The organism is Actinoalloteichus hoggarensis (assembly GCF_002234535.1).
GTDB classification, from domain to species: domain Bacteria; phylum Actinomycetota; class Actinomycetes; order Mycobacteriales; family Pseudonocardiaceae; genus Actinoalloteichus_A; species Actinoalloteichus_A hoggarensis.
Genome location: NZ_CP022521.1, coordinates 5,281,775 through 5,304,533, shown reverse-complemented (window position 1 = coordinate 5,304,533; position 22,759 = coordinate 5,281,775). Strand labels below are relative to the sequence as shown.

The 22,759-nt window shown below is 73.0% G+C and carries 20 protein-coding genes; 9 read left to right on the top strand and 11 right to left on the bottom strand.

Annotated elements, in window-relative coordinates; translation table 11 throughout:
* Positions 1–299: 299 nt before the first annotated feature.
* The 11 genes from AHOG_RS22710 to AHOG_RS30600 form a co-directional block, all read right to left on the bottom strand.
* Positions 300–1,124, bottom strand: coding sequence for an enoyl-CoA hydratase-related protein (locus AHOG_RS22710; RefSeq protein ID WP_093943152.1), 825 nt, complete (start codon positions 1,122–1,124; stop codon positions 300–302).
* A gap of 420 nt (positions 1,125–1,544) precedes the next feature.
* Positions 1,545–2,273: a sirohydrochlorin chelatase gene (locus tag AHOG_RS22705; RefSeq protein ID WP_311770198.1), complete on the bottom strand. Its 729-nt coding sequence runs from the start codon at positions 2,271–2,273 to the stop codon at positions 1,545–1,547.
* Between the two features lie 323 nt (positions 2,274–2,596).
* Complete coding sequence (locus AHOG_RS22700) at positions 2,597–3,511, bottom strand: ABC transporter permease (protein WP_093943151.1); 915 nt, start codon at positions 3,509–3,511, stop codon at positions 2,597–2,599.
* Positions 3,498–4,517, bottom strand: a complete 1,020-nt coding sequence (locus AHOG_RS30120; protein WP_245856397.1) for an ABC transporter ATP-binding protein — start codon at positions 4,515–4,517, stop codon at positions 3,498–3,500. Before AHOG_RS30120 ends, AHOG_RS22700 begins: the two co-directional genes overlap by 14 nt.
* 23 nt (positions 4,518–4,540) lie before the next feature.
* The gene (locus AHOG_RS22685) at positions 4,541–5,635 is read right to left on the bottom strand and encodes an ABC transporter substrate-binding protein (protein WP_093943150.1); all 1,095 of its coding nucleotides are present in this window, start codon (positions 5,633–5,635) and stop codon (positions 4,541–4,543) included.
* Positions 5,636–5,741: 106 nt separating this feature from the next.
* The gene (locus AHOG_RS22680; RefSeq protein ID WP_093943149.1) at positions 5,742–7,145 is read right to left on the bottom strand and encodes a sulfate adenylyltransferase subunit 1; all 1,404 of its coding nucleotides are present in this window, start codon (positions 7,143–7,145) and stop codon (positions 5,742–5,744) included.
* Positions 7,145–8,152 (bottom strand): sulfate adenylyltransferase subunit CysD, encoded by a 1,008-nt coding sequence (cysD, locus tag AHOG_RS22675; RefSeq protein WP_093943148.1) that lies wholly within the window; start codon positions 8,150–8,152, stop codon positions 7,145–7,147. Before cysD ends, AHOG_RS22680 begins: the two co-directional genes overlap by 1 nt.
* Before the next feature lie 10 nt (positions 8,153–8,162).
* Complete coding sequence (locus tag AHOG_RS22670) at positions 8,163–8,939, bottom strand: phosphoadenylyl-sulfate reductase (RefSeq protein ID WP_093943147.1); 777 nt, start codon at positions 8,937–8,939, stop codon at positions 8,163–8,165.
* On the bottom strand, positions 8,936–9,319 hold the full coding sequence (locus AHOG_RS30605) for a hypothetical protein (RefSeq protein ID WP_093943146.1): 384 nt from the start codon (positions 9,317–9,319) through the stop codon (positions 8,936–8,938). Before AHOG_RS30605 ends, AHOG_RS22670 begins: the two co-directional genes overlap by 4 nt.
* Positions 9,316–11,001 carry a nitrite/sulfite reductase gene (locus AHOG_RS22660; protein ID WP_093943145.1) on the bottom strand — a complete coding sequence of 562 codons (1,686 nt, stop codon included), beginning with the start codon at positions 10,999–11,001 and terminating at the stop codon, positions 9,316–9,318. Before AHOG_RS22660 ends, AHOG_RS30605 begins: the two co-directional genes overlap by 4 nt.
* A gap of 121 nt (positions 11,002–11,122) precedes the next feature.
* On the bottom strand, positions 11,123–11,209 hold the full coding sequence (locus AHOG_RS30600; protein WP_376700109.1) for a putative leader peptide: 87 nt from the start codon (positions 11,207–11,209) through the stop codon (positions 11,123–11,125).
* Positions 11,210–11,687: 478 nt separating this feature from the next.
* Here AHOG_RS30600 and hemW point away from each other — a divergent pair, with 478 nt between their 5' ends.
* From hemW to AHOG_RS22615, 9 genes are all read left to right on the top strand, one after another.
* Complete coding sequence (gene hemW / locus AHOG_RS22655) at positions 11,688–12,914, top strand: radical SAM family heme chaperone HemW (protein WP_093943144.1); 1,227 nt, start codon at positions 11,688–11,690, stop codon at positions 12,912–12,914.
* 339 nt (positions 12,915–13,253) lie between these two features.
* Entirely contained in the window at positions 13,254–14,276 is a 1,023-nt protein-coding gene (gene hrcA, locus AHOG_RS22650) for a heat-inducible transcriptional repressor HrcA (RefSeq protein ID WP_093943143.1), read from the top strand.
* A 144-nt stretch (positions 14,277–14,420) separates the two neighbouring features.
* A complete protein-coding gene (gene dnaJ, locus AHOG_RS22645) occupies positions 14,421–15,584 on the top strand; it encodes a molecular chaperone DnaJ (RefSeq protein WP_093943142.1) in 1,164 nt (387 codons plus the stop codon).
* Between the two features lie 1,036 nt (positions 15,585–16,620).
* Positions 16,621–17,376: a 16S rRNA (uracil(1498)-N(3))-methyltransferase gene (locus AHOG_RS22640; RefSeq protein WP_245856396.1), complete on the top strand. Its 756-nt coding sequence runs from the start codon at positions 16,621–16,623 to the stop codon at positions 17,374–17,376.
* A 384-nt stretch (positions 17,377–17,760) separates the two neighbouring features.
* Positions 17,761–18,144, top strand: a complete 384-nt coding sequence (locus AHOG_RS22635) for a histidine triad nucleotide-binding protein (protein WP_093943140.1) — start codon at positions 17,761–17,763, stop codon at positions 18,142–18,144.
* 841 nt (positions 18,145–18,985) lie between these two features.
* Positions 18,986–20,005: a PhoH family protein gene (locus AHOG_RS22630; protein WP_093944713.1), complete on the top strand. Its 1,020-nt coding sequence runs from the start codon at positions 18,986–18,988 to the stop codon at positions 20,003–20,005.
* 5 nt (positions 20,006–20,010) lie between these two features.
* Complete coding sequence (gene ybeY, locus AHOG_RS22625) at positions 20,011–20,598, top strand: rRNA maturation RNase YbeY (RefSeq protein ID WP_093944712.1); 588 nt, start codon at positions 20,011–20,013, stop codon at positions 20,596–20,598.
* A gap of 42 nt (positions 20,599–20,640) precedes the next feature.
* Positions 20,641–21,981 (top strand): hemolysin family protein, encoded by a 1,341-nt coding sequence (locus AHOG_RS22620; RefSeq protein ID WP_093943139.1) that lies wholly within the window; start codon positions 20,641–20,643, stop codon positions 21,979–21,981.
* A complete protein-coding gene (locus AHOG_RS22615; protein ID WP_245856395.1) occupies positions 21,974–22,360 on the top strand; it encodes a cytidine deaminase in 387 nt (128 codons plus the stop codon). The genes AHOG_RS22620 and AHOG_RS22615 overlap by 8 nt, the downstream gene beginning before the upstream one ends.
* Positions 22,361–22,759: the final 399 nt, after the last annotated feature.

Genomic DNA, 22,759 nt, shown 5'->3' with positions numbered 1-22,759 from the left:
GGCCGATCGCGGGAGATGCGTGCCGAGCATGCGTGCCGAGCGCCCCGCGCGGGCCGACGGCGAGGACACGCCCGCACGCCGTGCGGATGCGGCCTCGTCCTGTGCGCCTTCAGCACGCCCGCCGGCTCGAAGCGCTGCCGCCGGTGGGGATGAGATCGTCGATGACCCGGCTTTCCTCTGTCGAGCTGTGCGCGGGCTCGTCCGGCGGGCAGACGGCGTCAGGGTGCCGGACCCGGAATCGGCCGGGGAGACGGCCCGGCGCGGACCCGGCCGAGGCCGAGCCCGCGGCCACCGCGTCCTCAGCGCGTCTCGTCCGGCCCGCGCTCAGGGTCCGCGGCCTGCTCCGGTCGCTCGGCGGGCGCGGCCCAGGAGGGCGGACGCTTCTCGGCGAAGGCCCGCATGCCCTCCTGCCCTTCCTCACTCGCGAAGTGACGTGCGGAGAGCGCCAGCATGTCGGCGAACTCCTCCGAGAGTCGCGGCGATCGGGGCCTGCGCAGCATCGCCTTGGTCGCGGCCAACGCCGTCGGCGCGCCCTTGGCCAGCATGCGTGTCATCCGATCGACCTCGGCGTCGAGGTCCTCGGCTCGCACGGCCGAGTTGATCAGCCCGATGTGGACGGCGCGGGCGGCGTCGAAGGTCTCGCCCGTGAGGAACAGCTCGTGGGCCGCGCTGGCGGCCAACCGGGGCAGCACGGTCACCGAGATGACGGCGGGCACCACGCCGAGGCGTACCTCGGAGAACGCGAAGGTCGCCGTGTCGGCGGCCACCGCGATGTCGGCCGCGGCCACGAGGCCGACCCCGCCCGCCCGCGCGGGTCCGGCGAGGCGGGCGACGACCGGCGTGGGGCTGGTCCAGATCAGCTCCAGCAGCTCGGGGAACTCGTTCACCCCCTGCTCCGAGGCACCCGCGCCCCGGGACTCCCGCAGGTCCATCCCGGAACAGAAGACCGGCCCGGTGTGGTCGAGCACGATGACGCGCACCGACTCGTCGGCGATGTCGGCGACGAGCAGCTCGCGCAGTTCGTGGCGCAGCCGGGCGGACAGGGCGTTGCGATTGTGCGGGGAGTCCAGCGTGATCGTCGCCGTGCCGTCCGCGACGCGATGCCGCACGAGATTCTCGGTCATCCGGCGACCCTAGGCGACGATCAGCCGATTCCGGCAGGGTCGGTCGCAGCCTTGCGCCCGCGGCGAACGGGCATGCTGCGCGTGCGTTCGGGGTGCCCGGCCTCGCTGCCGGTGGGCCGCGACGGTCCGCGGCCGGGCTCGGCCGAATCGCTGGTCACCACGGGGCCAGATTCTGACGCACCCGGACTGCCCTCTGCCGTGCCTGGCCGCCTCTCCCGTGCCCGGGCGTGGCGCGGCCCCGTCGGCTGCCCTGGGGCATACGCGCTCCCATGCGGGATCGCCGGTGCGGCCGAGCCCGTGGCCCGCGCCGAGGCGGCGTCCACGTCATCGGGCCGATGGAGGCGGGCCGGGGTCGCCGCGCCCGCGTCACGGCATCGGCGTGCGGGACTCGGGTGCCCGGCTCCGACGTCAGGCCAGACGTCAGTTCAGCGCGGCTGCCGCCGCCGTGTATCGGGCGAGGACCAGCTCGACCAGCTCCGGTGCCGCGCCCATCGGCTCGGCGAGCACGGCCGTCGGTTCCTCGGCGCGCACGCCGTCGATCACCCGGTTCAACAGCAGGCCCGGCGCGAGGAACCACGGGGCGACGGCGATCCGCCGCGCGCCCGCCGCGCGGAGCGTCGCGACGGCCTCGGCAGCGGTCGGGCCCGTCGCCGAGGCGAAGGCGGGGACCACGCCCGCCCAGCCGTGCCGCCGCGCCCAGTCCTCGGCGACCCGGCGTATCAGCGCATTGGACCGCTCGGCCGACGAGCCGGCACCCGCGAGCACGACCCCGACCGAGCTCGTGCCCGGCCGGATGCCCGTCGCCGACAGCCGCCGCAGGACGGTTCGCTCCAGTCGTTCGTCCGGGCCCAGGACGTCGGCGATCGCCACGCGCAGCGACGGTCGCCGCCGTCGCGCCTCGTCGACGGCGGCCGGGACGTCCACTCCGGCGTGGTAGGCATGACCCAGCAGCAGGGGGACCAGCACGGCGCCCGTGTCGATCCCGTCGAGCACCTCGGCCAGCGACGGCGCCGACAGTTCCAGGTAGGCGGGCAGCACCGGCACGTCGGGTCGGGCGCGCCGCACAGCGGCCACGAGCCTGCCGATCGTGTCGGGCGACCGAGGGTCCCGGCTGCCGTGTGCCACGGCCACCAGCGTCGGACTCACCACGTCGATCCTTCCTGCTGCTCCGTCCCCGCCCGACGGCGAACGAGCCCGCCGCCGAGCCCGTGTCGCCGCCACCGTCGCCGTCGACCCCGCTGGACCGCGCTTTCCCCCGGGACGCGCGAGTCAGCCGATCCGGACGTGCTTCCCCCGGTGATCCTCCCGGCCGCCGGTCCGCAGGTCCACCGTGTCCCGATCACATGTCCGGATCACCGCGTCACGCCCCGCGCCCGGGCCGAGGCCGCCGCACCGAAGCCCCCGAACCGAGGCCTCTGGACCGGGGCCGCCTGTCCGACGAGCACCCCGATGCTCGGTGGCACGCCCGCCGATCACACCGCTCCCGACAGACCTCTGGCGAGCAGTATCCGCCGCTCCAACGGTCGGAACACCAGTAGGTCGACGCTCACCCCCACCAGCAGGATCAGCAGGATGGCGGCCAGCACGCCCGGCATGTCGTTGAACGAGCGAGCCTGGTCCAGGGTCTGGCCGAGACCGATGCCCAGCTGTGGTGACGCGGCGATCAGCTCCGCGGCCATCAGTGAACGCCAGGAGAACGCCCAGCCCTGCTTGCAGCCCGCCAGATAACCGGGCAGCGCCGCGGGCAGCAGGATGTGTCGTGCCCCGGAGATCCGCCCCGCGCCCATCGCCTGGCCCGCCCGCGTCAGGATCGGCGGCACCTGGTCGATGCCCGCCACCAGCCCGTTGATCACCGAGGGCACCGAGCCGAGCAGGACGACCGCGTAGATCGTCGTCGGCGTCAGCCCGAACCACAACACGGCGGCGGGGACCCAGGCGACCGAGGGCAGACTCTGGAGGCCGGTGATCAGCGGGCCGACGGCGGCGCGGACCACCCGAACCCTGGCCACCAGCAGTCCCAGCGGGGTCGCCACCGCGACCGCGATCAGAAAGCCCAGGATCGCGCGGTGCAGGGAGGTCCACAGGACCGGAAGCATCTCGCCCGAGCGCACCAGATCCGTGATCTCGGCGCCCACGGCGGCGGGTGCGGGCAGCCGGAACTCCGGCCACAGCGCCAGCGCCCACAACACCTGCCAGACCGCCAGCAGCAGACCCACGGCTACCAGCGGCGGCAGCATCCCGGACAGCAGCCGACGCCAGACGGGGGCGCGGTGCTCCGGCGGGGTGTCGAGCGCGTCGAGACCCGCGCCCACCCGGCCGAGGTCGACCTCCTCGGCGGGCCCGCGGGCCGCCTCGACCGGTCGTCGATCGAGGTCAGGCTCCGGCATGACTGGAGATCACCTCCCGCAGCCGGTCGGTGATCTCCTCGACCAGCGCGGTGCCGCCGTCGGAGGACCACTGCTGCACCACTCGGCCCGGTCGTGAGGACAGCAGCACGACCCGTTGGGCGAGTCGCACCGCCTCCCGCACGTCGTGCGTCACGAACAGCACCGAGGTCCCGGTGGCGTGCCAGACGCGGAGCAGCTCCGCCTGAAGCACGTCGCGGGTGATGGCGTCCAGGGCGCCGAACGGCTCGTCCATCAGCAGCAGCCGATGCGCCGAGTCCGGGCTCGGCCGCGCGGCAGGCCGCGGAGGGTGGAGCGCGGCGGGTGTCGTCGCATCCGCCTCGCCGCTGCCCGAGGCCGCCGCGGCGGGCCGCACCCGACGTCGGGCCACGCCGTCCCGGCGCCCGTCCGCAGGCTCCCGGCGTCGTCCCGCCGCGGCCTCGCCGGCCGGCAGGCCTGCCACGTCGCCCGTCGACGACGCCGCCGCGCGTTCGGTGACCTGTCGGGCGGCGGCGTCCGGGGCGTGCCCGGTGGAGGCCAGCGCCCTGGCCAGCGCGACCCGCTGCCGCATTCCGCCGGACAACTCGTGCGGACGCTTGTCGCCCTGTCCGCCCAGCCGCACCAGTTCCAGCAGGTCGGCGGCTCTCCGGCGGCGCTCGGCGGCGCGCATGCCCGCCAGCCGCAGCGGCAGCTCCACGTTTCGGCGCGCCGTGAGCCACGGCATCAACGCGGGCTCCTGGAACATCACCGCGGGTCGCGCGGCGTCGACCGTGACGGTGCCCGAGGTGGGCCGGTCCAATCCGGCGAGCAGGTTGAGCAGGGTCGTCTTGCCGCACCCGGAGGCACCCAGCAGACACACGAACTCGCCCGGCCGCACGATGAGGTCCACCCCGTCCAGCGCCACCACCGCGTCCGGGCCGTGCCCGAACCGCTTGACCACGTTCGACACCGAGACCGCCGGTCGACCTCGGGTGTCGACGTCCGCCTCGTCGGTGAGCGTCACCGTCATGCCAGTCCCTCGTTTCCGTCCGGTCAGGACTCGTCGTCCAGGCCCGCGTCGTCGACCGGGTCCTCGCCCAGTTCGGCGAGGACCCGGTTGAGCGGCCGCAGATCACTGAAGGCCGTCAGCTCCGGTGCCTCGTCCAGCAGCCCCGCGTCCACGGAGTTCCGCGCGAGCTGCGGGAATCCCGCGGTGTCCGGGTCCCAGGTGGGCTCGATGTTGTCCCAGGCCCGGTCCAGCACGGCCTGCTCCAGCGGGTTGCCGGTCAGCCGCTCCAGCTCCGCGTTCGCGGCATCCTTGGCCTCCTCCGGGTTCTCCCGTGCCCACCGGACCGTCTCGACGTGGGCACGCAGGACCGCCTCGACCGTCTCCGGATGGGCTTGGAGGAACTCGGTGCGCGCGATGATCACCGTGGTGGGGAAGCGTCCGTCCGGCCACTCGTCCCGCTCGTCGACCAGGACCTCGGCGTCGGCCTCGACGACCAGTCGGGACGACCACGGCTCCGGCAGCCAGCCGCCGTCGAGCTGGCCGTCGCGGAACAACGCCAGCGTCTCGGAGTTGTCCACGTTGGAGACCTCGATCTCGTCGGCGCCGGACCCCTGGCCGATGCCGTTGTCGAACAGCCACTTCTTCGCCGCGACGTCCTGGGTGTTCGCGAGCTGCGGCGTGGCGATCGTGCCGCCGCGCAGGTCGTCGACGGATTCGATGTTCGGGGCGACGACGAGCTGGGCGCCGCCCGACGTGACGCCCGCGATCAGCCGGGTGTGCGTGCCGTCCGACTGCTCGTAGGCGCTCAACGGCGGGTTGGAGCCGATGAACTGGATGTCCAGCGAGTCGCCGAGCAGGCCGTTGACGGCGTCCGGGCCCGCGTTGAACGTGTGGGTCTCCAGCCGCGTGTCGCCCAGTGCCTCCTCGAACCGGCCCTCGCTGACGCCGATGAGCGCCGACCAGTGGGTGATGTTCGGGAAGTAGCCGAGGTTGACCACGTCGGCCGGGCCCTGGTAGACGGCGGTGCCCTGCTCTTCGGGCGTGCGCTCGACCCGTGAACACCCGGACAGGACCAGCGCGATCGGCACCACCAGTGCGGCGGAGACCGCGCGGCGCGGTCCCGGCGGAGACGTGTTCATCTGTCAGCCTTCCCTGATCCGGTTGAAGCCTTCGCCCTCTCGGCGGAGGGGGACGAGGTCGAGGACGCCCGGGACGGGCGGCGAGAGCGTCTGGTGTGGCGTCCGGTCAGCCGGCCGCGGCGGTCCGGTGGTCTGGGCCGTCGGCCCGGTCGTGGGCGGCGGCCGGACCGGCATCGTGGTCCCGCCCCGACTCGGCGGCCGGCACCTCGGCGCTGTCCGCGGCGTCCCGGAGCACTCGCAGCGGCACGCCGACCAGGCCCGCGGCGAGCGTGCCGCCCTCGGCTGGGTCGATGATCAGCAGCGCTCCGGTGCGCCTGCTGACCGCGTAGTCGTCCACCGGCAGCGGCTCGGCCGTCCGCAGCGACACCCGGCCGATCTCGTTGAGTCTCAGCTGTTCGGGATCGGTCACCGACACCAGGCGCTGCTCGTCGAACCGGGCGAGGAGCCCGGCGACCACCGCCTGCGTCGTGCGTGCGCCGTGCTTGACGAGCACGCGGGCGCCGGGGTGCAGCGGCCGCTCCGCCAGCCAGCACAGCGTGACGTCGAGGTCCGTCGCCACGCACGGGGCCTCGGCGGCGTCGCTGATCAGATCGCCTCGGCCGATGTCCAGTTCGTCGGCGAGCAGCAGCGTCACCGAACGACCCGCCACCGCCTCGTCGAGCGGCCCGTCGGCGGTGTCGATGCGGGTCACGTGGCTGCGCAGCCCCGCGGGCTGCACACTCACCTCGTCGCCCGGCCGGATGACGCCCGCCGCGACCTGGCCCGCATAGCCGCGATAGTCGGGATGCGCGGCCGTACGCGGGCGGATCACGTACTGGACGGCGAACCGGAACGGGGCGTCGTGCGGATCCGGCGCCACCGGCACCGTCTCCAGGTGATCGAGCAGCGTCGGCCCCTCGTACCAGGGCGTCCGGTCCGAGGCGGTCACCACGTTGTCGCCGATCAGGGCCGAGACCGGGATCGACACCACCGCGTCGGCGGCATAGCCGAGCGCGGCGGCGTGGACGGCGAACTCGGCGGCGACGGTGCGGAACACGGCCTCGTCGTAGTCCACGAGGTCGATCTTGTTCACGGCCAGCACCAGCCTCGGGACGCCCAGCAGCGCCACCACGGCCGCGTGCCGCCGGGTCTGCTCGACCACGCCGTGCCGCGCGTCCACCAGCAGGATCGCGAGCTGCGCCGTGGAGGCCCCGGTGACCGTGTTCCGCGTGTACTGGACGTGGCCGGGGGTGTCGGCCAGCACGAACGACCGGCGCGGGGTGGCGAAGTAGCGGTAGGCGACGTCGATGGTGATGCCCTGCTCCCGTTCGGCGCGCAGGCCGTCGACCAGCAGCGACAGGTCGGGTTCGGCGAGCCCGCGTGCGGCGCTCGCCCGGTGGACGGCGTCCAGCTGATCCGACAGCACCGACTTCGTGTCGTGCAGCAGCCTGCCGACCAGTGTGGACTTGCCGTCGTCGACGCTGCCCGCCGTGGCCAGCCGAAGGGAGTCGATCCGATCCGGGGCGTTCATCAGAAGTAGCCCTCTCGTTTCCGGTCCTCCATCGCGGCCTCCGACATCCGATCGTCGGCCCTGGTGGCCCCGCGCTCGGTGAGCCTGCTCGCGGCCACCTCGGCGATCACCTCGGCGACGGTGCTCGCCGAGGACTCCACGGCGCCCGTGCACGAGCCGTCGCCCACCGTGCGATAGCGGACGAGGCGTTCGACGACCTCCTCGTCGTCCCGGGGACCGCCCCACGGCCCGGCGGTGAGCAGCATCCCGTCCCTGCGGTGCACCCGGCGTCGGTGCGCGTAGTAGATCGAGGGCAGCTCGACGCCCTCCCGCTCGATGTAGTTCCAGACGTCGAGCTCCGTCCAGTTCGACAGCGGGAACACCCGGACGTGCTCGCCCGCCCGATGCCTGCCGTTGTAGAGATTCCACAACTCCGGGCGTTGCCTGCGCGGCTCCCACTGACCGAAGGAGTTCCGCAGGCTGAAGACGCGCTCCTTCGCCCGGGCCCGTTCCTCGTCGCGGCGCCCGCCGCCGAAGACGGCGTCGAACCGCCGCGCGGTGATGGTGTCCAGCAGCGGAACCGTCTGGAGCGGGTTGCGGGTGCCGTCCGGCCGTTCCGTCAGCCTGCCGTCGTCGATCCACTCCTGGACGTGGGCCACCTCCAGCCGCAGCCCGTGCTCGGCGACCAGTCGATCCCGGAACTCGATGACCTCCGGGAAGTTGTGGCCGGTGTCCACGTGCAGCAGGGTGAAGGGAATCGGCGCGGGCCAGAACGCCTTACGGGCCAGGTGAACCAGCAGCGTGGAGTCCTTGCCGCCGGAGAACAGCACCACGGGCCGGTCGAACTCGCCCGCGACCTCGCGGAAGACGTGGATCGACTCCGACTCCAGCGTGTCCAGGCCGGAGAGCGTCCGAGGCGACGGCCTGCTCGCCGCGCCGGCCGATATGGTGCCGATCGGCGTCACCCCGGTCGCTGCCACCCCGGTCGGTGTGCGCGCCGTCGCCGAACCGGCGATGGTCCCGGTCATCGTCGCCTCCTCATCCGTGTAAGCCGCATTCGGTCTTGGCGTTGCCCGCCCATCGGCCGCTGCGCGGATCGGCGCCCGGCGCGGGTCGACTCGTACACGGCTGACAGCCGATCGAGGGATAGCCCGCCGACACCAGCGGATTGACCAGCACACCGTGCTCCTCGATGTAGCGGGCCATGTCGTCGTCCGACCACGCCGCCAGCGGATTGACCTTCACCAGGCCGTGCCGTTCGTCGAACGTCACGAGCGGCGTGTTCGCCCTGGTCGGCGCCTCCACTCGACGGACGCCGGTGACCCACGCCCGGTAGCCGGCCAGCGTCCGACGCAGCGGCTCCACCTTGCGCAGCGCGCAGCAGCGGTCCGGGTTCGACGCGAACAACCGGGGGCCCTCGGCGGCGTCCTGCTCGGCGACCGTCCTGGTCGGGGCGGCCTCCACGATCCGCAGCGGGTACGTCGACGCCACCGCGTCTCGGGTGCCGAGCGTCTCGGCGAAGTGATATCCGGTCTCCAGGAACAGCACGTCGACGCCGGGACGGGCCCGCGTCGCCAGGTCAATCAGCACCGCGTCCTGCATATTCGACGCCACGATCCAGTCCGCGCCGAACGTCCGCGCCGTCCAGGCCAGCACCTCGGCGGCGGTCGCCTCGACACCGGCCCCGCCGTCCGACGCCGCGTCCGCGGGCCTCGCGCCGTCCGGCGCCCTGGCGCCCGCGCCGCCCAGCAGCGCGGCACCCTCGGCCGCCAGTCGCCTGCCCTCGTCGATTCGTCTCTCGGTCTCCACCGTCATGCCGACGACCTCGTCTCTCGTCGTGCCCGCCCTCGGTTCGTCTCTCGATCCCGCGCGTCGGCCGGCCCGGCGTGGTCCGCCGCGGCGGAGCCCGATGCCGCCGGGCGGCTCGCCTCGCCCGCTGGCTCGACGGGGGTCGGCGACGCCGCGCCCCGTCCCCGGCCGTCATCGGGCTCGCCCTGGTCGCGTGGCAGCCGGCCCGTGCCACGTGGTCGCAGGCCGGCCAGCCGCACGACGAACACCCGTCGGCAGCCCGCGCAGAGCCAGGCACCCGCGGGCTCCTCCTCCGGCCGCAGGTCCTCCTCCGCGCAGTACGGGCAGTGGAACGGCACGGCGCGGCCCTGCCCGCCGGGAGCCTCGAAGGGCATGTCGGCGCTCACCGGAGTTCGGCCTCCGCCGCGCGAAGCACCCACTGGGCGAACCGCTCGCCGTCCCGTCGGGCCGCCAGATACCGGCGCACCAGTCGTTCGACGTAGTCGGTCAGCTCCGCCGAGGTGACCTTGTGGCCCCGCAGCTTGCGGCCGAACCCGGAGTCCAGCCCCAGCCCGCCGCCCAGATGCACCTGGAAGCCCTCGACCTGCGCGCCGTCGGCGTCGGTGACGATCTGTCCCTTGAGGCCGATGTCGGCGACCTGGGTGCGGGCGCAGGCGTTCGGGCAGCCGTTGAGATTCACCGTGACCGGATCGACGATGCCTGCCTGGACGTCGGCCAGCCGCTCCTCCAGCTCCTCCACGAGCCGGATGGCCCGCGCCTTGGTCTCGACGATGGCGAGCTTGCAGAACTCGAGCCCGGTGCAGGCCATCACCCCGCGCCGCCACGGCGAGGGATCGCTGTGCAGGCCCAGGCTCGCCATCTCCTCCTGAAGCGAGGTCAGCTCGGCGTCCGGGACGTCCAGGATCAGCAGATTCTGGTGCACCGTGGTGCGGACTCGGCGGGATCCGACCCGCTCGGCCGCCTTCGCGACCCCGACCAGCGTGGAGCCGGAGACACGACCCGCCGCCGAGGCGAAGCCGACGTAGTTGCGTCCGTCCCGCTGCCGGTGGACGCCGAGGTGGTCGCGCGCCACATCGGGCGTCGGCGGCTCCGGGCCGTCCAGCAGGGGGCGGTGGAGGTACTCCCGCTCCAGGATCTCGCGGAAGCGCTCGACTCCCCAGTCGGCGACCAGGAACTTCAGCCGCGCCCGGTGCCGCAGCCTGCGATAGCCGTAGTCCCGGAAGATCGCGGCGACACCGTGCCAGACGTCGGGCACCTCGTCCAACGGCACCCACACACCCAGCCGGACGGCCAGCTTCGGGTTGGTCGACAACCCGCCCCCGACCCAGAGGTCGAAGCCGGGCCCGTGCTCCGGGTGCTCCACGCCGATGAAGGACACGCAGTTCGTCTCGTGCACCACGTCCTGGCGGGGCGAGCCGGAGACGGCCGACTTGAACTTGCGCGGCAGGTTGGACAGGGTCGGGTCGCCGATGTAACGCCGGGTGATCTCCTCGATCGCGGGCGTCCCGTCGATGATCTCGTCCTCGGCGACGCCCGCCACCGGCGAGCCGAGCACCACCCTCGGGCAGTCTCCGCAGGCCTCCGTGGTGGACAGGCCGACGGCCTCCAGCGCCGACCAGATGGCGGGCACGTCCTCGATCCGCACCCAGTGCAGCTGGATGTTCTGCCGGTCGGTCACGTCGGCGCTGTCCCGGGCGTAGGTCTGGGACACCTCGCCGATCGCGCGGAGCTGCGCGGTCGTGAGCAGGCCGCCGTCGACGCGTACCCGCAGCATGAAGTACTCGTCGTCCAGCTCCTCCGGCTCCAGGACCGCGGTCCGCCCGCCGTCGATGCCGGGGCGCCGCTGGGTGTACAGCCCCCACCAGCGGAAACGGCCGCGCAGATCCGCGGGGTCGATGGAGTCGAAGCCGCCCGCGGCGTAGACGGACTCGATCCTGGCCCGCACGTTCAGCGGGTCGTCGTCCTTCTTGGACCGTTCGTTGGGATTGAGGGGTTCGCGATACCCGAGAGCCCACTGCCCTTCACCGCGCCTGCGGCGCACCGTGGGAGTCTGCGGCGTGGGAGTCATCGGCGGCGACCTCCGAGAGTCGAGACGCCGCGCTGCGGTCGGGTGTCACCCGTGGTCGATGCCGGGTCGGGTGCCCGTCGGCGCGCTCGGCGCCGGGTGTGGTGGGAACACGACGGCGGAGCTAGCGAGCGCCTCGGCACAGTGCGCTGGCGACGCGCTTGAAGTCGACGTGACGCCGTGTCACGAGTCGAATGCGCCGCGCTGTCATGTGATCGAGCCTGCCACGGCGCGCCGAGTCCGGTCCAGGTCCGACCGGATGCTGAGACGAGCCTCGGAGTGCACGACGCAGTCCGGCCCGCCCGGCGTCCGCAGGCTGGTATCGGCCTCGTCAGCGAGGTGCCGCCGTCCCGTCATCCGGGAACTCGTCGGGCCGGCGCAGCGCGGGCGGCCCGACGGCGCAGCGGGGACTGCCCCGACAGGCCGACCCGGCGGCACCGCCCGCGTGCGTCCCGCGACTCCCGCCGACGCGGGCCGCCGATCCGGCGGGGAACCCGGTTCGGCCCGGGCGGCCCGGCGGGCGGGCGGCGATGTGAGCCTTCTCTCTCCGAGCCCGGTTCCTCGGGCGTCGCCGCCGAGCGAACGGCGCGACACGGACCGGCAGCACCCGCCGAGACACACGGGCGGACGCGCCGAGCCCGGGCGGCCCGGCGTCGGAGGCACCGGGGCGGACAAGGCACCCTGGACGGATGCCCAGCTCACTTCCCGACGGGGAGCCGATGCCCGAGGACGGCGCGCTGCCCGCGTCGGCCCTCGACGGCCTCGGCCGCAGACCCTTCGGCGTCTACGTGCACGTCCCGTTCTGCGCCACCCGCTGCGGATACTGCGACTTCAACACCTACACCGCGGGCGAGCTCGGCTCCGGAGCGGGCCAGGACTCCTGGATCGAGGGGGTGCGCCGGGAGATCGCTCTGGCCGCGAAGGCGCTGGGGGCGCCGCCGAAGGTGGACACGGTCTTCGTCGGCGGCGGGACGCCCTCGCTGGTGGGGGCCGAGGTCCTCGGCGGCGTCCTGGCCGAGATCGACGGTGTCTTCGGCCTCGCCGACGGGGCCGAGATCACCACGGAGGCCAATCCGGAGTCGACCTCCCCGGAGTTCTTCGCAGGCCTGCGCGCCGCCGGGTTCACCCGTGTGTCGCTGGGGATGCAGTCCGCCGCCCGGCACGTGCTGGCCGTGCTCGACCGCACCCACACTCCCGGCCGTGCGGTGGCCGCCGCCCGAGAGGCGGCCGACGCGGGTTTCGAGCACGTGAACCTCGACCTGATCTACGGGACGCCCGGGGAGAGCGACGACGACCTCCGCGCCTCGCTGGACGCGGTGTCGGCGGCGGGCGTCGACCACGTCTCGGCCTACTCGCTGATCGTCGAGGACGGCACCGCGCTGGCCCGGCGAGTGCGGGCGGGCGAGCTGCCTGCACCGGACGAGGACGTGCTGGCCCGCCGATACGAGCTGATCGACGACGCGCTGTCGGCGGCGGGACTCGGCTGGTACGAGGTGTCCAACTGGGCCTCCCGCGCGGGTGGCGAGGCCGCCCGGTGCAGACACAACATCGGCTACTGGTCCGGTGGCGACTGGTGGGGACTCGGGCCCGGCGCCCACAGCCACGTCGGGGGCGTCCGCTGGTGGAACGTCAAGCATCCGGCCCGTTACAACGCCGCGCTGGCCGAGGGCCGCAGCCCTGGAGCGGGTCGGGAGCTGCTGGACGACGACGCCCGCCGGGTGGAGCGCGTCCTGTTGGAGCTGCGGCTCGTGGAGGGGCTGTCCGCGGACGTCCTGGACGAGTCGGGTCGCCGCGCCGCCCGCCTCGCCGTGGACGACGGGCTGCTGACGGCGGACGCGCTCACCGACGGACGCTGCGTGCTCACCCGGCGAGGCAGACTGCTGGCCGACGGGCTGGTGCATCGCCTGCTCGGCTGAGCCGGCGGTCCCGCGGCACGCCATGCGGTGAGGGACGCCACAACGCGGCATCCGCGACCTGTGTGTCGCGCCCGCGTACGCCGGGGGCGGGTGCCGTCGGCCTGTCGCCGGTGCCGCGTCGACCGGCGGTGGACAGGGGCGGCGGTGCCCGGCGGCGGCGGAGGGCGGCGGCATCGCGGCCGGGGAGCGAGGCGGCCTCCAGCGCCGCCCGAGGCCGACGGGTAGGGAAAGAGGCCTTCGAACCGTAAACTCGGATGCGGTGACGCGGAGACCGAGGCGGTTCCCGCGTCGACATGTCGAACGAGGGCGAAGCCGAGTGCGGGACGGAGGTGTCAGGCGGTGAGTGCGGACGATCGTCGGTTCGAGGTGTTGCGCGCCATCGTCGCCGACTATGTCTCCACTCATGAACCCGTGGGGTCCAAGGCGCTCGTCGAGCGGCACAACCTCGGCGTCTCCAGCGCCACGGTGCGCAACGACATGGCGGCCCTCGAGGACGACGGGCTGATCACCCAGCCGCACACCAGCGCGGGCCGGGTGCCCACGGACAAGGGCTATCGGCTGTTCGTCGACCGGCTCAGCGAGATCAAGCCGCTGTCGGGCGCCGAGCGGCGAGCCATCCACAGCTTCCTCGAAGGCGCGCTGGACCTGGATGACGTGCTGCGGCGCAGCGTGCGTCTGCTGGCCCAGCTCACCAGGCAGGTCGCGGTGGTCCAGTATCCGACGCTCACCCGCGCCACGGTCCGCCACCTGGAGATCGTCCGGATCACCCCGGCGCGGCTCATGCTGGTGTTGATCACCGACACCGGGCGCGTCGATCAGCGGATCGTCGACCTCGGCGACGTGATCGGTGACGAGGACGTCGCGCGGCTGCGCAACCTGCTGAACTCGACCATGATCGAACAGCGGCTGCCCGAGGCCTCCGCGTCGGTCGCCGAACTGCCCGAGAAGGCGGCGCCGGAGCTTCGCGACGTCCTGACCAGGGTGTGCAGCGTGTTGATCGAGTCCCTCGTCGACCATCCGGAGGAGCGGCTGCTGCTGGGTGGCACGGCCAACCTGACCCGGAACGTCGCGGACTTCCCCGGTTCGCTGCGACAGGTGCTGGAGGCGTTGGAGGAACAGGTCGTGGTGCTGCGGCTGCTGGCGGCGGCGCGCGATCCGGGGACCGTGCTGGTGCGCATCGGGGTCGAGAACGAGGCGATGGAGATGCGGGACACCTCGGTCGTCTCGGTGGGTTACGGCTCGCCCGGCAACGTCTTCGGCGGCATCGGCGTCGTGGGTCCGACGCGGATGGACTATCCGGGGACGATGGCGGCCGTGCGGGCGGTCGCGGCGTATGTGGGGGAGATCCTGGCCGGGCGTTGAAGGCCCGGTCGGCGAAGAGAGCATGATGTAGGCAGGGCAGGGTCCGTTCGGACCCGACATTCCGACGAGAATGCGTGCCGACGGCGCGCGGGCGAATGAACGCCGCGGTTCGGCGGGCGGGCTGCGGCAGGAGGACCGGAGAAAGTGGCCAGGGACTACTACGGCTTGCTCGGCGTGAGCAAGGACGCCAGCGCGGATCAGCTCAAGCGGGCTTATCGGAAGCTGGCGCGTGAGCTGCACCCCGATGTCAATCCCGACCCCGCTGCCCAACAGCGGTTTCGCGAGGTGACCACCGCATACGAGGTGCTCACCGATCCCAAGAAGCGGCAGGTCGTCGACCTGGGCGGCGACCCTCTGGAGAACGGCGGCGGCCGAGCGGGCGGCGCGGACCCGTTCTCGGGCTTCGGCGGTCTCGGCGACATCATGGACGCCTTCTTCGGCGGCTCCGGCGCCTCGGCGGGTCGCGGCCCGCGCAGCCGGATGCAGCAGGGCTCGGACGCGCTCATCAAGCTGCGGATGAGCCTGGAGGAGTGCGCCACCGGTGTGAGCCGGGAGATCACCGTCGACACGGCCGTCCTGTGCGACACCTGCGCGGGCACCGGCTGCCAGGAGGACACCACGCCGTCGGTCTGCGAGACCTGCGCCGGTCGCGGCGAGGTCCAGTCCGTGCAGCGTTCCTTCCTCGGTCAGGTGGTCACGGCGCGTCCGTGCCCGACCTGTCGGGGTTACGGCGAGGTCATCACCGATCCCTGCGGTCAGTGCAGCGGCGAGGGCCGGGTGCGTTCGCGCCGCACGATCACGGTGAAGATCCCGGCGGGTGTCGCCGACGGCATGCGCGTGCGTCTCTCCGCGCAGGGTGAGGTCGGCGTGGGCGGCGGCCCGGCGGGCGACCTCTACGTCGAGGTCGACGAGATCGAGCACGACACGTTCACCCGGGACGGCTCCGATCTGCACTGCACGCTGATGATCCCGATGACCTCCGCCGCGCTGGGCACGGTGCTGCCGCTGGAGACGCTGGACGGCACCGAGGAGATCCGGGTCGAGCCGGGGACCCAGCCGGGCACGCGCCTGCTGCTCAGCGGTCAGGGGATGCCGAGACTGCGCTCCAACGGCCGGGTCAGCGGCCGGGGCGACCTGCACGTTCACCTCGACGTGGTGGTGCCGACGCGGCTCGACGGCAGACAGACCGATCTGCTGCGCGAACTCGCCGCACTGCGCGACGAGGAGTCGGAGCTGGCCGCCAACGGCAACGGGCGGGTGAACGGCGGACTGTTCTCCCGGCTGCGTGACTCCTTCGGCTCACGCTGAGTCGTCGTCCCGCCGAGTCCGCTCTGGCGGTCGGCTCCGGTCCGCTCCGCCGTCGTCGGGGCGGGCGAGCACGGCTGTCGTCGACGGGATGCCTCGCCGCTCGTCGGTTCGCGGCAGGCTCTCGCCTGGTGATCGCCGGGGCATGGCGGCCTTGCGGGCATGGCGGCCTTGTGGGGGCGCGGCGGTCCTGAGGGCGACGGCGGTCGTGAGCGGCGCGGTGGTGTCCGGCGGAGCGGAGCGGCGGTGCGAGACGTGCGGTGGCGTCCGAGTGCGCGCGGTGAGGCCGATGGCGTGTCGAAGCGGCGGCGCGACTCGACCCGATCGGGAGCAGCGCCGCGCGCCGGTTCGCCGTCGTCGCGCGGACGCGGTGTGCCGCCGCTCGAAGCGGACGGCGGGGACCGGCCGTTTCCCGTGCCTCGGTTCCGCGACCTGCGAGGCGGGCCGGCCATGACGCCGGCCTGATCGTGGCGTCCGGCTGCCGTGACGACGGACGTACTGATCATGATTGCGGCCCGGTCGGCTCGCCCGGCCCGGTCACCGCGCGGGGCTGACCGCGTTTCCTCGTCGCCGGCGGGGGTCGTCGACCCGGGATGGTGGCGAACCGACAGGCCGGCAGGTGGGCGCCTCGATCGCCGTACGGCCGTGTCCGGACCGGCGTCCGGCCTCGCGGACCGCCGTGCGCCGAACCCGACGAGGAAGGCGGTGTCGCCGCTCGGGCCGGCCGTGGACTCCGCCCGCGAAGGCGCGGGCACTCGCCACGACCTCGACGCCCCGGTCCGGCAGCACGGCCGCGGCGCCCCGCTGTGGCGCGGTGGGGGAGGCTTCGAGTCAGGACGCGTCGGGCCGGGGCAGACTCGGGCAGTCGGCGGTGTGCCGGGCCGTGCCGGGAAGGCTCTGGCCAGGACGGCCCCGCGCCGCGCGGAGAGGTGAGCGGCCGGGGCAGGCGGCGGTTGCGAGCCGCGCGGAGTCGGGAAGGCGAGGACCGGATCATGTCCATCACCGGGCGAGGAGTCCATGACGTGCTGGGGGGACGGCGATGACGAGTTCGTCGATGGCCAGGGACGGCCTGCCGCTGTTCCTCACGGAGCTGCCCGCCGGGGCGGACCAGATCGTGCTGAGCGGGCCGGAGGGGCGACACGCGGCCACGGTGACGCGGCTGCGGGTCGGCGAGCGGCTGCTGCTGGCCGACGGGCGCGGCGAGGTCGCCAAGGCCGAGGTGATATCGGTCACCAAGGACGAGCTGCGGGCGGTCCTCCGCGAGCGGGTCCGGGAGGCCGAGCCGGCACTGCGCGTGACGATGGCCCAAGCCCTGCTCAAGGGTGATCGGGCCGAACTCGCGGTCGATCAGGCCGTGGAGGTCGGCGTCGACGCGCTGGTGCCCTGGCGTGCCGCTCGCTGCGTCGCACGCTGGGACTCGGGGCCACGCGGCGCCAAGGCGCTGGAGCGCTGGCGCTCCACGGCCCGTAGCGCGGCCAAACAGGCCCGCCGATCCTGGCTGCCGCCCGTGCACGAGCCCACGACCACCGCCGGGCTCGCCGAGCGGGTCCGGTCGGCCGCGCTCGCCCTGGTGCTGCACGAGTCCGCCGACGCCCGCCTGACCTCCGTCGACCTGCCCGCGTCGGGAGAGCTGCTGCTGGTGGTGGGCCCGGAGGGCGGGATCGACGACGCCGAGCTGGCCGCGCTCACCGAGGCGGGAGCCCGCCCCGTCCTGCTGGGCGACACGGTGCTGAGGGCGTCGACGGCGGGTGTCGCCGCGCTGGCCGCCCTGTGGGCGCGTAGCGGCCGCTGGTGAGCCGGGCGAGTCGGGCCTGCACTGGGGCCGCTCGCCTATCCGAGAGCCGGTCGCGCGGCCGGCCGGGGGGCGTCGTCGCGGCCGGCGGCGAGGGATGCACAGGCTCGCGAGCGCCGCCGCCGTGAACACATGTCGTTCGGGGTCCGCCCCGCGGCCGATCGGTCAGAAGGCCGCGGTGACGTCCTGGTGGCGGGCGGCTCGGATCGAGGCTGTCGGTCACTGCCGAGGGGGCGTCGCTCCGCAGGACCACCGCGTGATTCCGGCTGCTCGCCGTCACGGTGACGTCACGCCGTGCCATCGCGCGGTGCGTCGGACGGGTTGTTGCTCACGTCGCCGAGGACCACCTCGTGCCCCCGTTCGTCATACAGGTTTAGCCTGCACGTCATGAGTGATTCGGAGTCCGACTGCCTCTTCTGCAAACTGCTGGCGGGCGAGCTGCCGTGCAGCGTGATCCGCGAGACGGACACCACCTTCGCCTTCCGAGACGTCAACCCGCAGGCGCCCACCCACGTGCTCCTCGTGCCCAGGTCGCACTACCCCGACGCCGCGACCCTCACCGCCGAGGACCCCGCCCTGCTGGTCGACCTCTTCCACGTCGCGGCTGACGTCGCCGAGGAGGAGGGCGTCGCCGACAGCGGCTACCGGCTGCTGTTCAACACCGGGCCGGACGCCGGTCAGACGGTCTTCCACGCGCACCTGCACCTGCTGGGCGGGCAGCCGCTGGGCCCGCTGGTCGGCGCGCAGCCGAGCGCCGTGCGCCAGGGCTGACAGCCGCACCTCCGCGCCCTGGGCATGCCTGCGGGCGTGGCCGATCGCCGTAGGTGCCGGAGACGGCCCCTCGGCGATGTCGTCGAGGACCGCGGGCGAGTCTGGCGGCCCGAGGCCGAGGATTCCCGGGCGGACCGCCGCAATGGTGCGCTCTCCCTCGGCATCGGCCACGCCGAGGTGTTCGCGGTGCGCCTCATCTCCTACTCGACGCCGGGACGGCACGCCCGGTGCTCGGCGGAGTGCCCTGCACGGCGGTGCAGTCGGAACGAGCGGTGCGGCCCACGCGGCGGCCGGTCACCCCCGGACGCCGAGGGACGCGCCATCGGCCATGGGCTGCCCTCGCCTCGGCCGCGGTCGCGGGGTGCGCGGGCGGACCGTGCCGCCGAGGCGACGCCGCCGGGACGCGGCCCGTCCTGCCGTCGCCTCGGACACCGGACAGGCCGCTCGGCGGGTGACGTGGACCCCGGACGCCGTGTGGACTTCGACCACCGCCTGGACTTCGGACGCCGTGTGCGCCCCGGGACGCCGTGCGTGGGCATGCCCGACGGCGTCGAGGCCTCTCCGGACCTGCGCCATATCAGGAGTGCGTTCCGTCGTGCGGTGCGGCTAGCATCGAGGTGTCGAGAAACGGTCTGTGCGAGCAGGCCGCAGCCGTCAGCGTGACAGCGCAGAAGGTGGGCCGGAACACACCGTGGCAGGAACCGCAGCGAGCTCCGCTCGTAGTGCCGATTCAGAACGACGAGCAGCGGGCAACGGCATCACGCCGCCCGAGGGCGGCAGTTCGGCCGCCACCTCGTCAGCCCAGGCCGCCGCCGCTGCCGCTGCAGCCGTGCAGCAGGTCATGGCCAAGTCGAACATCACCGTGCCCGACGCCCTCGTGCTCAACCTCCTCGGTTCTCGTGACGAGAACCTGCGGGCGGTCGAGGAGCTGCTCAGTGCCGATGTGCACGTCCGAGGCAACGAGATCACCCTCACGGGCAAGCCTGCCGACGTGGCCTTCGCGGAGCGACTGTTCAGCGAGCTGCTGACCCTGGTCGGCCGCGGCCAGCAGCTGAGCGCCGACGTGGTCCGACGCACGGTGGGCATGCTCACCGCCGACGCGGGCGAGTCGCCCGCCGAGGTGCTCAGCCTGGACATCCTGTCTCGGCGCGGTCGATCGATCCGGCCCAAGACGGTGAACCAGAAGCGTTACGTCGACGCCATCGACAAGAACACCGTCGTCTTCGGCATCGGTCCGGCGGGCACGGGCAAGACCTACCTGGCGATGGCCAAGGCCGTGCAGGCCCTCCAGGCCAAGCAGGTGAACCGGATCATCCTGACCCGCCCGGCCGTGGAGGCGGGCGAACGCCTCGGCTACCTGCCCGGGACCCTCTACGACAAGATCGACCCGTACCTGCGGCCGCTCTACGACGCGCTGCACGACATGGTCGACCCCGAGTCGGTGCCCAGGCTCACCCAGGCCGGAACCATCGAGGTCGCGCCGCTGGCCTACATGCGCGGCCGCACGCTCAACGACGCCTTCATCATCTTGGACGAGGCGCAGAACACCACGCCCGAACAGATGAAGATGTTCCTCACCCGGCTCGGCTTCGGCTCGAAGATCGTGGTGACCGGCGACATCACGCAGGTCGACCTCCCCGGCGGCACGCGCAGCGGCCTCCGCGTCGTCCGGGACATCCTGGGCGACGTGGACGACGTGCACTTCTCTATGCTCACCAGCCACGACGTGGTCCGGCATCGACTGGTCAGCGACATCGTGGACGCCTACGAGCGGTGGCAGACGGTGCAGGAGCATCCGACGGCCGACGCCGAGGACGGACCCGGTGCGCGAGCCGGTCGTGGCCGCCGACAGGGACGGTGAACACGGTGAGTATCGAGATCGCCAACGAGTCAGGTGTGGCGGTTGAGGAGACCTCCATCGTCGCCGCCGCTCGCTATGCACTGGACCGGATGGGCGTGAGCGCGCTCGCCGAGTTGTCCGTGCTCTTGGTCGAGCTGGAGGCGATGGCCGATCTGCACGAGCGGTGGATGGACCTGCCCGGTCCCACCGACGTGATGGCGTTTCCGATGGACGAGCTGGACTCGGCCCGCAGACCCGACACGGCCGCCTCCGGTCCCGCCCTGCTCGGTGACATCGTGCTGTGCCCGGAGTTCGCCAGAGAACAGGCGAAGAAGGCAGGCCACAGCCTCCTCGACGAGCTGCACCTGCTCACGGTGCACGGCGTGCTGCATCTGCTCGGCTACGACCACGCGGAGCCCGCCGAGGAGCGGGAGATGTTCGGCCTGCAGAACCGGTTGTTGGCCGACTTCAAGACCACCATCCGCGAGGAGCGGGAGACGGCGGCCCGCGAGTCCGCCGACGCACGGGTGCTCGGGGTGGTCGGCCTGGAACGCACCGGCACCGACGAGCCGGGCGGCTCCGCCGCCGAGCCTCCGTCGGAATCGGGTCGGTGATCCGGACCCGGTGATTCGGACTCGTCGACGGGGAGCCCGTTCATGATGCTGTCGCTGGCCGCGCTGCTGGTCGTCTTCGCGGGGGCCTTCGCCGCCGCGGACGCCTCCTTGAGCACGGTGTCCCGCGCCCGAGTGGACGAGCTGGTCCGCACGGGCAGGGCGGGGGCCAAGACCCTGGCGGAGGTCGTCGCGGACCGCCCCCGACACATCAACCTGCTGCTGCTGCTTCGTCTCGCCTGCGAACTGACGGCCACGGTGCTGGTCACCATCGTCGTGGTGGCCACGTTCGACTCGGACGGGCTGGCGGTCCTGATCGCCGTCCTGATCATGCTGCTGGTGTCCTACGTGCTGGTGGGCGTCGGCCCCAGGACGATCGGCAGACAGCATCCCTATGGCGTGGGCTGCCTGGTGGCGGGTCCGGTCCGCCTGCTCGGTCGGGTGCTCAGCCCGCTCGCGCGGCTGCTGATCCTGCTGGGCAACGCGATCACCCCGGGACGCGGCTTCCGGGAAGGGCCGTTCTCCTCGGAGGTCGAGCTGCGCGAACTGGTCGACATCGCCGAGCAGCGGGGAGTCGTCGAGGCGGGCGAGCGACAGATGATCCATTCGATCTTCGAGCTCGGCGACGCGGTCGTCCGCGAGGTGATGGTTCCGAGGACCGAGGTGATCTGGATCGAGCAGGACAAGTCGGTCCGACAGGCACTCGCGCTCTGCCTGCGAACCGGCTTCTCCCGCATCCCCGTCATCGGCGAGACCGTGGACGACGTGGTGGGCGTGGTGACCATCAAGGACCTCGTCCGGACGTGGACCGACGCGGCGCCGGACGGCGCGGGCGAGCGGATGGACGTCCAGGTCGACACGGTGATGCGTCCCGCGGTGCTGGTCCCCGACTCCAAGGGGCTGGTCGATCTGCTGCGGGAGATGCAGGTCTCCCGTAACCACCTGGCCATCGCCGTCGATGAGTACGGCGGCACGGCGGGCCTGCTGACCATCGAGGACATCCTGGAGGAGATCGTCGGCGAGATCACCGACGAGTCGGACATCGGCGAACGCCCGCCGGTGGAGCGGATCGACGAGAACTCCGCCAGGGTCAGCGCCCGCCTGCCGGTCGCGGATCTCGGCGAGGTCTTCGACGTGGAGCTCGACGATCACGACGTGGACACCGCGGGCGGCCTGCTGGCACGCAGGCTCGGACGAGTGCCGTTGCCGGGAGCCGAGGCCGAGATCAGCGGCCTGCTGTTGCGGGCCGAGGGCGGCAAGGACGGACGCGGGCGGATGCGAATCAGCACTCTGCTGGTCACCAGGGTCTCCCCGCCGACCGCCGGGGCCGACGAGTCCGAGGCAGAGTCGATCGAGCAGCAGGAGAGGAGCACGGCCGGTGGCTGAGCCAGTGAAGGGCGTCGGCACCCCCGCCGCGTCGCAGGTCGAGGAGGCCGTGCTCGACGGCGAGGATCAGAAGATCATCACCCTCGCGCGGGCGAGCCGAGCCAGGACCGGTGCCGCGGAGGGCGCGGCCGTTCGGGACACCGACGGCCGGACCTATGCGGCATGCACGGTCGACCTCCCCTCACTGAAGCTCACCGCCCTCCAGGCCGCGGTGGCCGCGGCGGTGGCCAGCGGCGCGCCCGGTCTGGAGGCGGCGGCCGTGGTCACCGACTCGCCCGACCTGGACGAGGCCTCCACCGCTGCCGTGCGCGACCTTTCGGCACGTGCGCCGCTGTTCCGGGCCGACGGAGCAGGCCGGCTGCTCGACACGCTGCGCTGAGCCGACCACAGCCGGGGCTTCGAGCCGTCCCCTTCCGAGCTTCGCTGCCTCCTTCTGCGCTCGTGGACCTGCGGTGAGTGCCGTCGTCATGGTGTTCGCCGTGCTGGCGCGCCTGTCATGACGTTGCCGTGCTGGACGTCGGTGTGCTCCTGGTGCCGCTGTCATGGATGCCGACGCCGTCGGCACGGCCTCGACTGAGGTGCGTGGCCCGGTCGGCGCGCACGCCCCCGTGAGCGACGTCGCGGCGGAGCGCGCGGGCTCGCCATCGGTCGCGCCCGAGGCGGCGACCGGGGCCCGTCGAAGCCGGGCGCCGGAGCATGGCGATGGTGTGGTGCCCGACGGTGCCGGGTGTCTCGGGGACGACATCTGTCTGACGAGTGGCGTCTGACCTGGACGCGC

What these genes read in the sequence shown, in the direction of transcription:
- AHOG_RS22710 (WP_093943152.1), bottom strand. Translation starts at nt 1,124, where the DNA reads ATGACCGAGAATCTCGTGCGGCATCGCGTCGCGGACGGCACGGCGACG.
- AHOG_RS22685 (WP_093943150.1), bottom strand. Translation starts at nt 5,635, where the DNA reads ATGAACACGTCTCCGCCGGGACCGCGCCGCGCGGTCTCCGCCGCACTG.
- AHOG_RS22670 (WP_093943147.1), bottom strand. Translation starts at nt 8,939, where the DNA reads ATGACGGTGGAGACCGAGAGACGAATCGACGAGGGCAGGCGACTGGCG.
- hemW (WP_093943144.1), top strand. Translation starts at nt 11,688, where the DNA reads ATGCCCAGCTCACTTCCCGACGGGGAGCCGATGCCCGAGGACGGCGCG.
- AHOG_RS22640 (WP_245856396.1), top strand. Translation starts at nt 16,621, where the DNA reads ATGACGAGTTCGTCGATGGCCAGGGACGGCCTGCCGCTGTTCCTCACG.
- AHOG_RS22630 (WP_093944713.1), top strand. Translation starts at nt 18,986, where the DNA reads ATGGCCAAGTCGAACATCACCGTGCCCGACGCCCTCGTGCTCAACCTC.
- AHOG_RS22660 (WP_093943145.1), bottom strand. Translation starts at nt 11,001, where the DNA reads ATGACTCCCACGCCGCAGACTCCCACGGTGCGCCGCAGGCGCGGTGAA.
- AHOG_RS22680 (WP_093943149.1), bottom strand. Translation starts at nt 7,145, where the DNA reads ATGAACGCCCCGGATCGGATCGACTCCCTTCGGCTGGCCACGGCGGGC.
- AHOG_RS30120 (WP_245856397.1), bottom strand. Translation starts at nt 4,517, where the DNA reads ATGACGGTGACGCTCACCGACGAGGCGGACGTCGACACCCGAGGTCGA.
- AHOG_RS22620 (WP_093943139.1), top strand. Translation starts at nt 20,641, where the DNA reads ATGATGCTGTCGCTGGCCGCGCTGCTGGTCGTCTTCGCGGGGGCCTTC.
- AHOG_RS22700 (WP_093943151.1), bottom strand. Translation starts at nt 3,511, where the DNA reads ATGCCGGAGCCTGACCTCGATCGACGACCGGTCGAGGCGGCCCGCGGG.
- AHOG_RS30600 (WP_376700109.1), bottom strand. Translation starts at nt 11,209, where the DNA reads ATGACAGCGCGGCGCATTCGACTCGTGACACGGCGTCACGTCGACTTC.
- AHOG_RS22635 (WP_093943140.1), top strand. Translation starts at nt 17,761, where the DNA reads ATGAGTGATTCGGAGTCCGACTGCCTCTTCTGCAAACTGCTGGCGGGC.
- cysD (WP_093943148.1), bottom strand. Translation starts at nt 8,152, where the DNA reads ATGACCGGGACCATCGCCGGTTCGGCGACGGCGCGCACACCGACCGGG.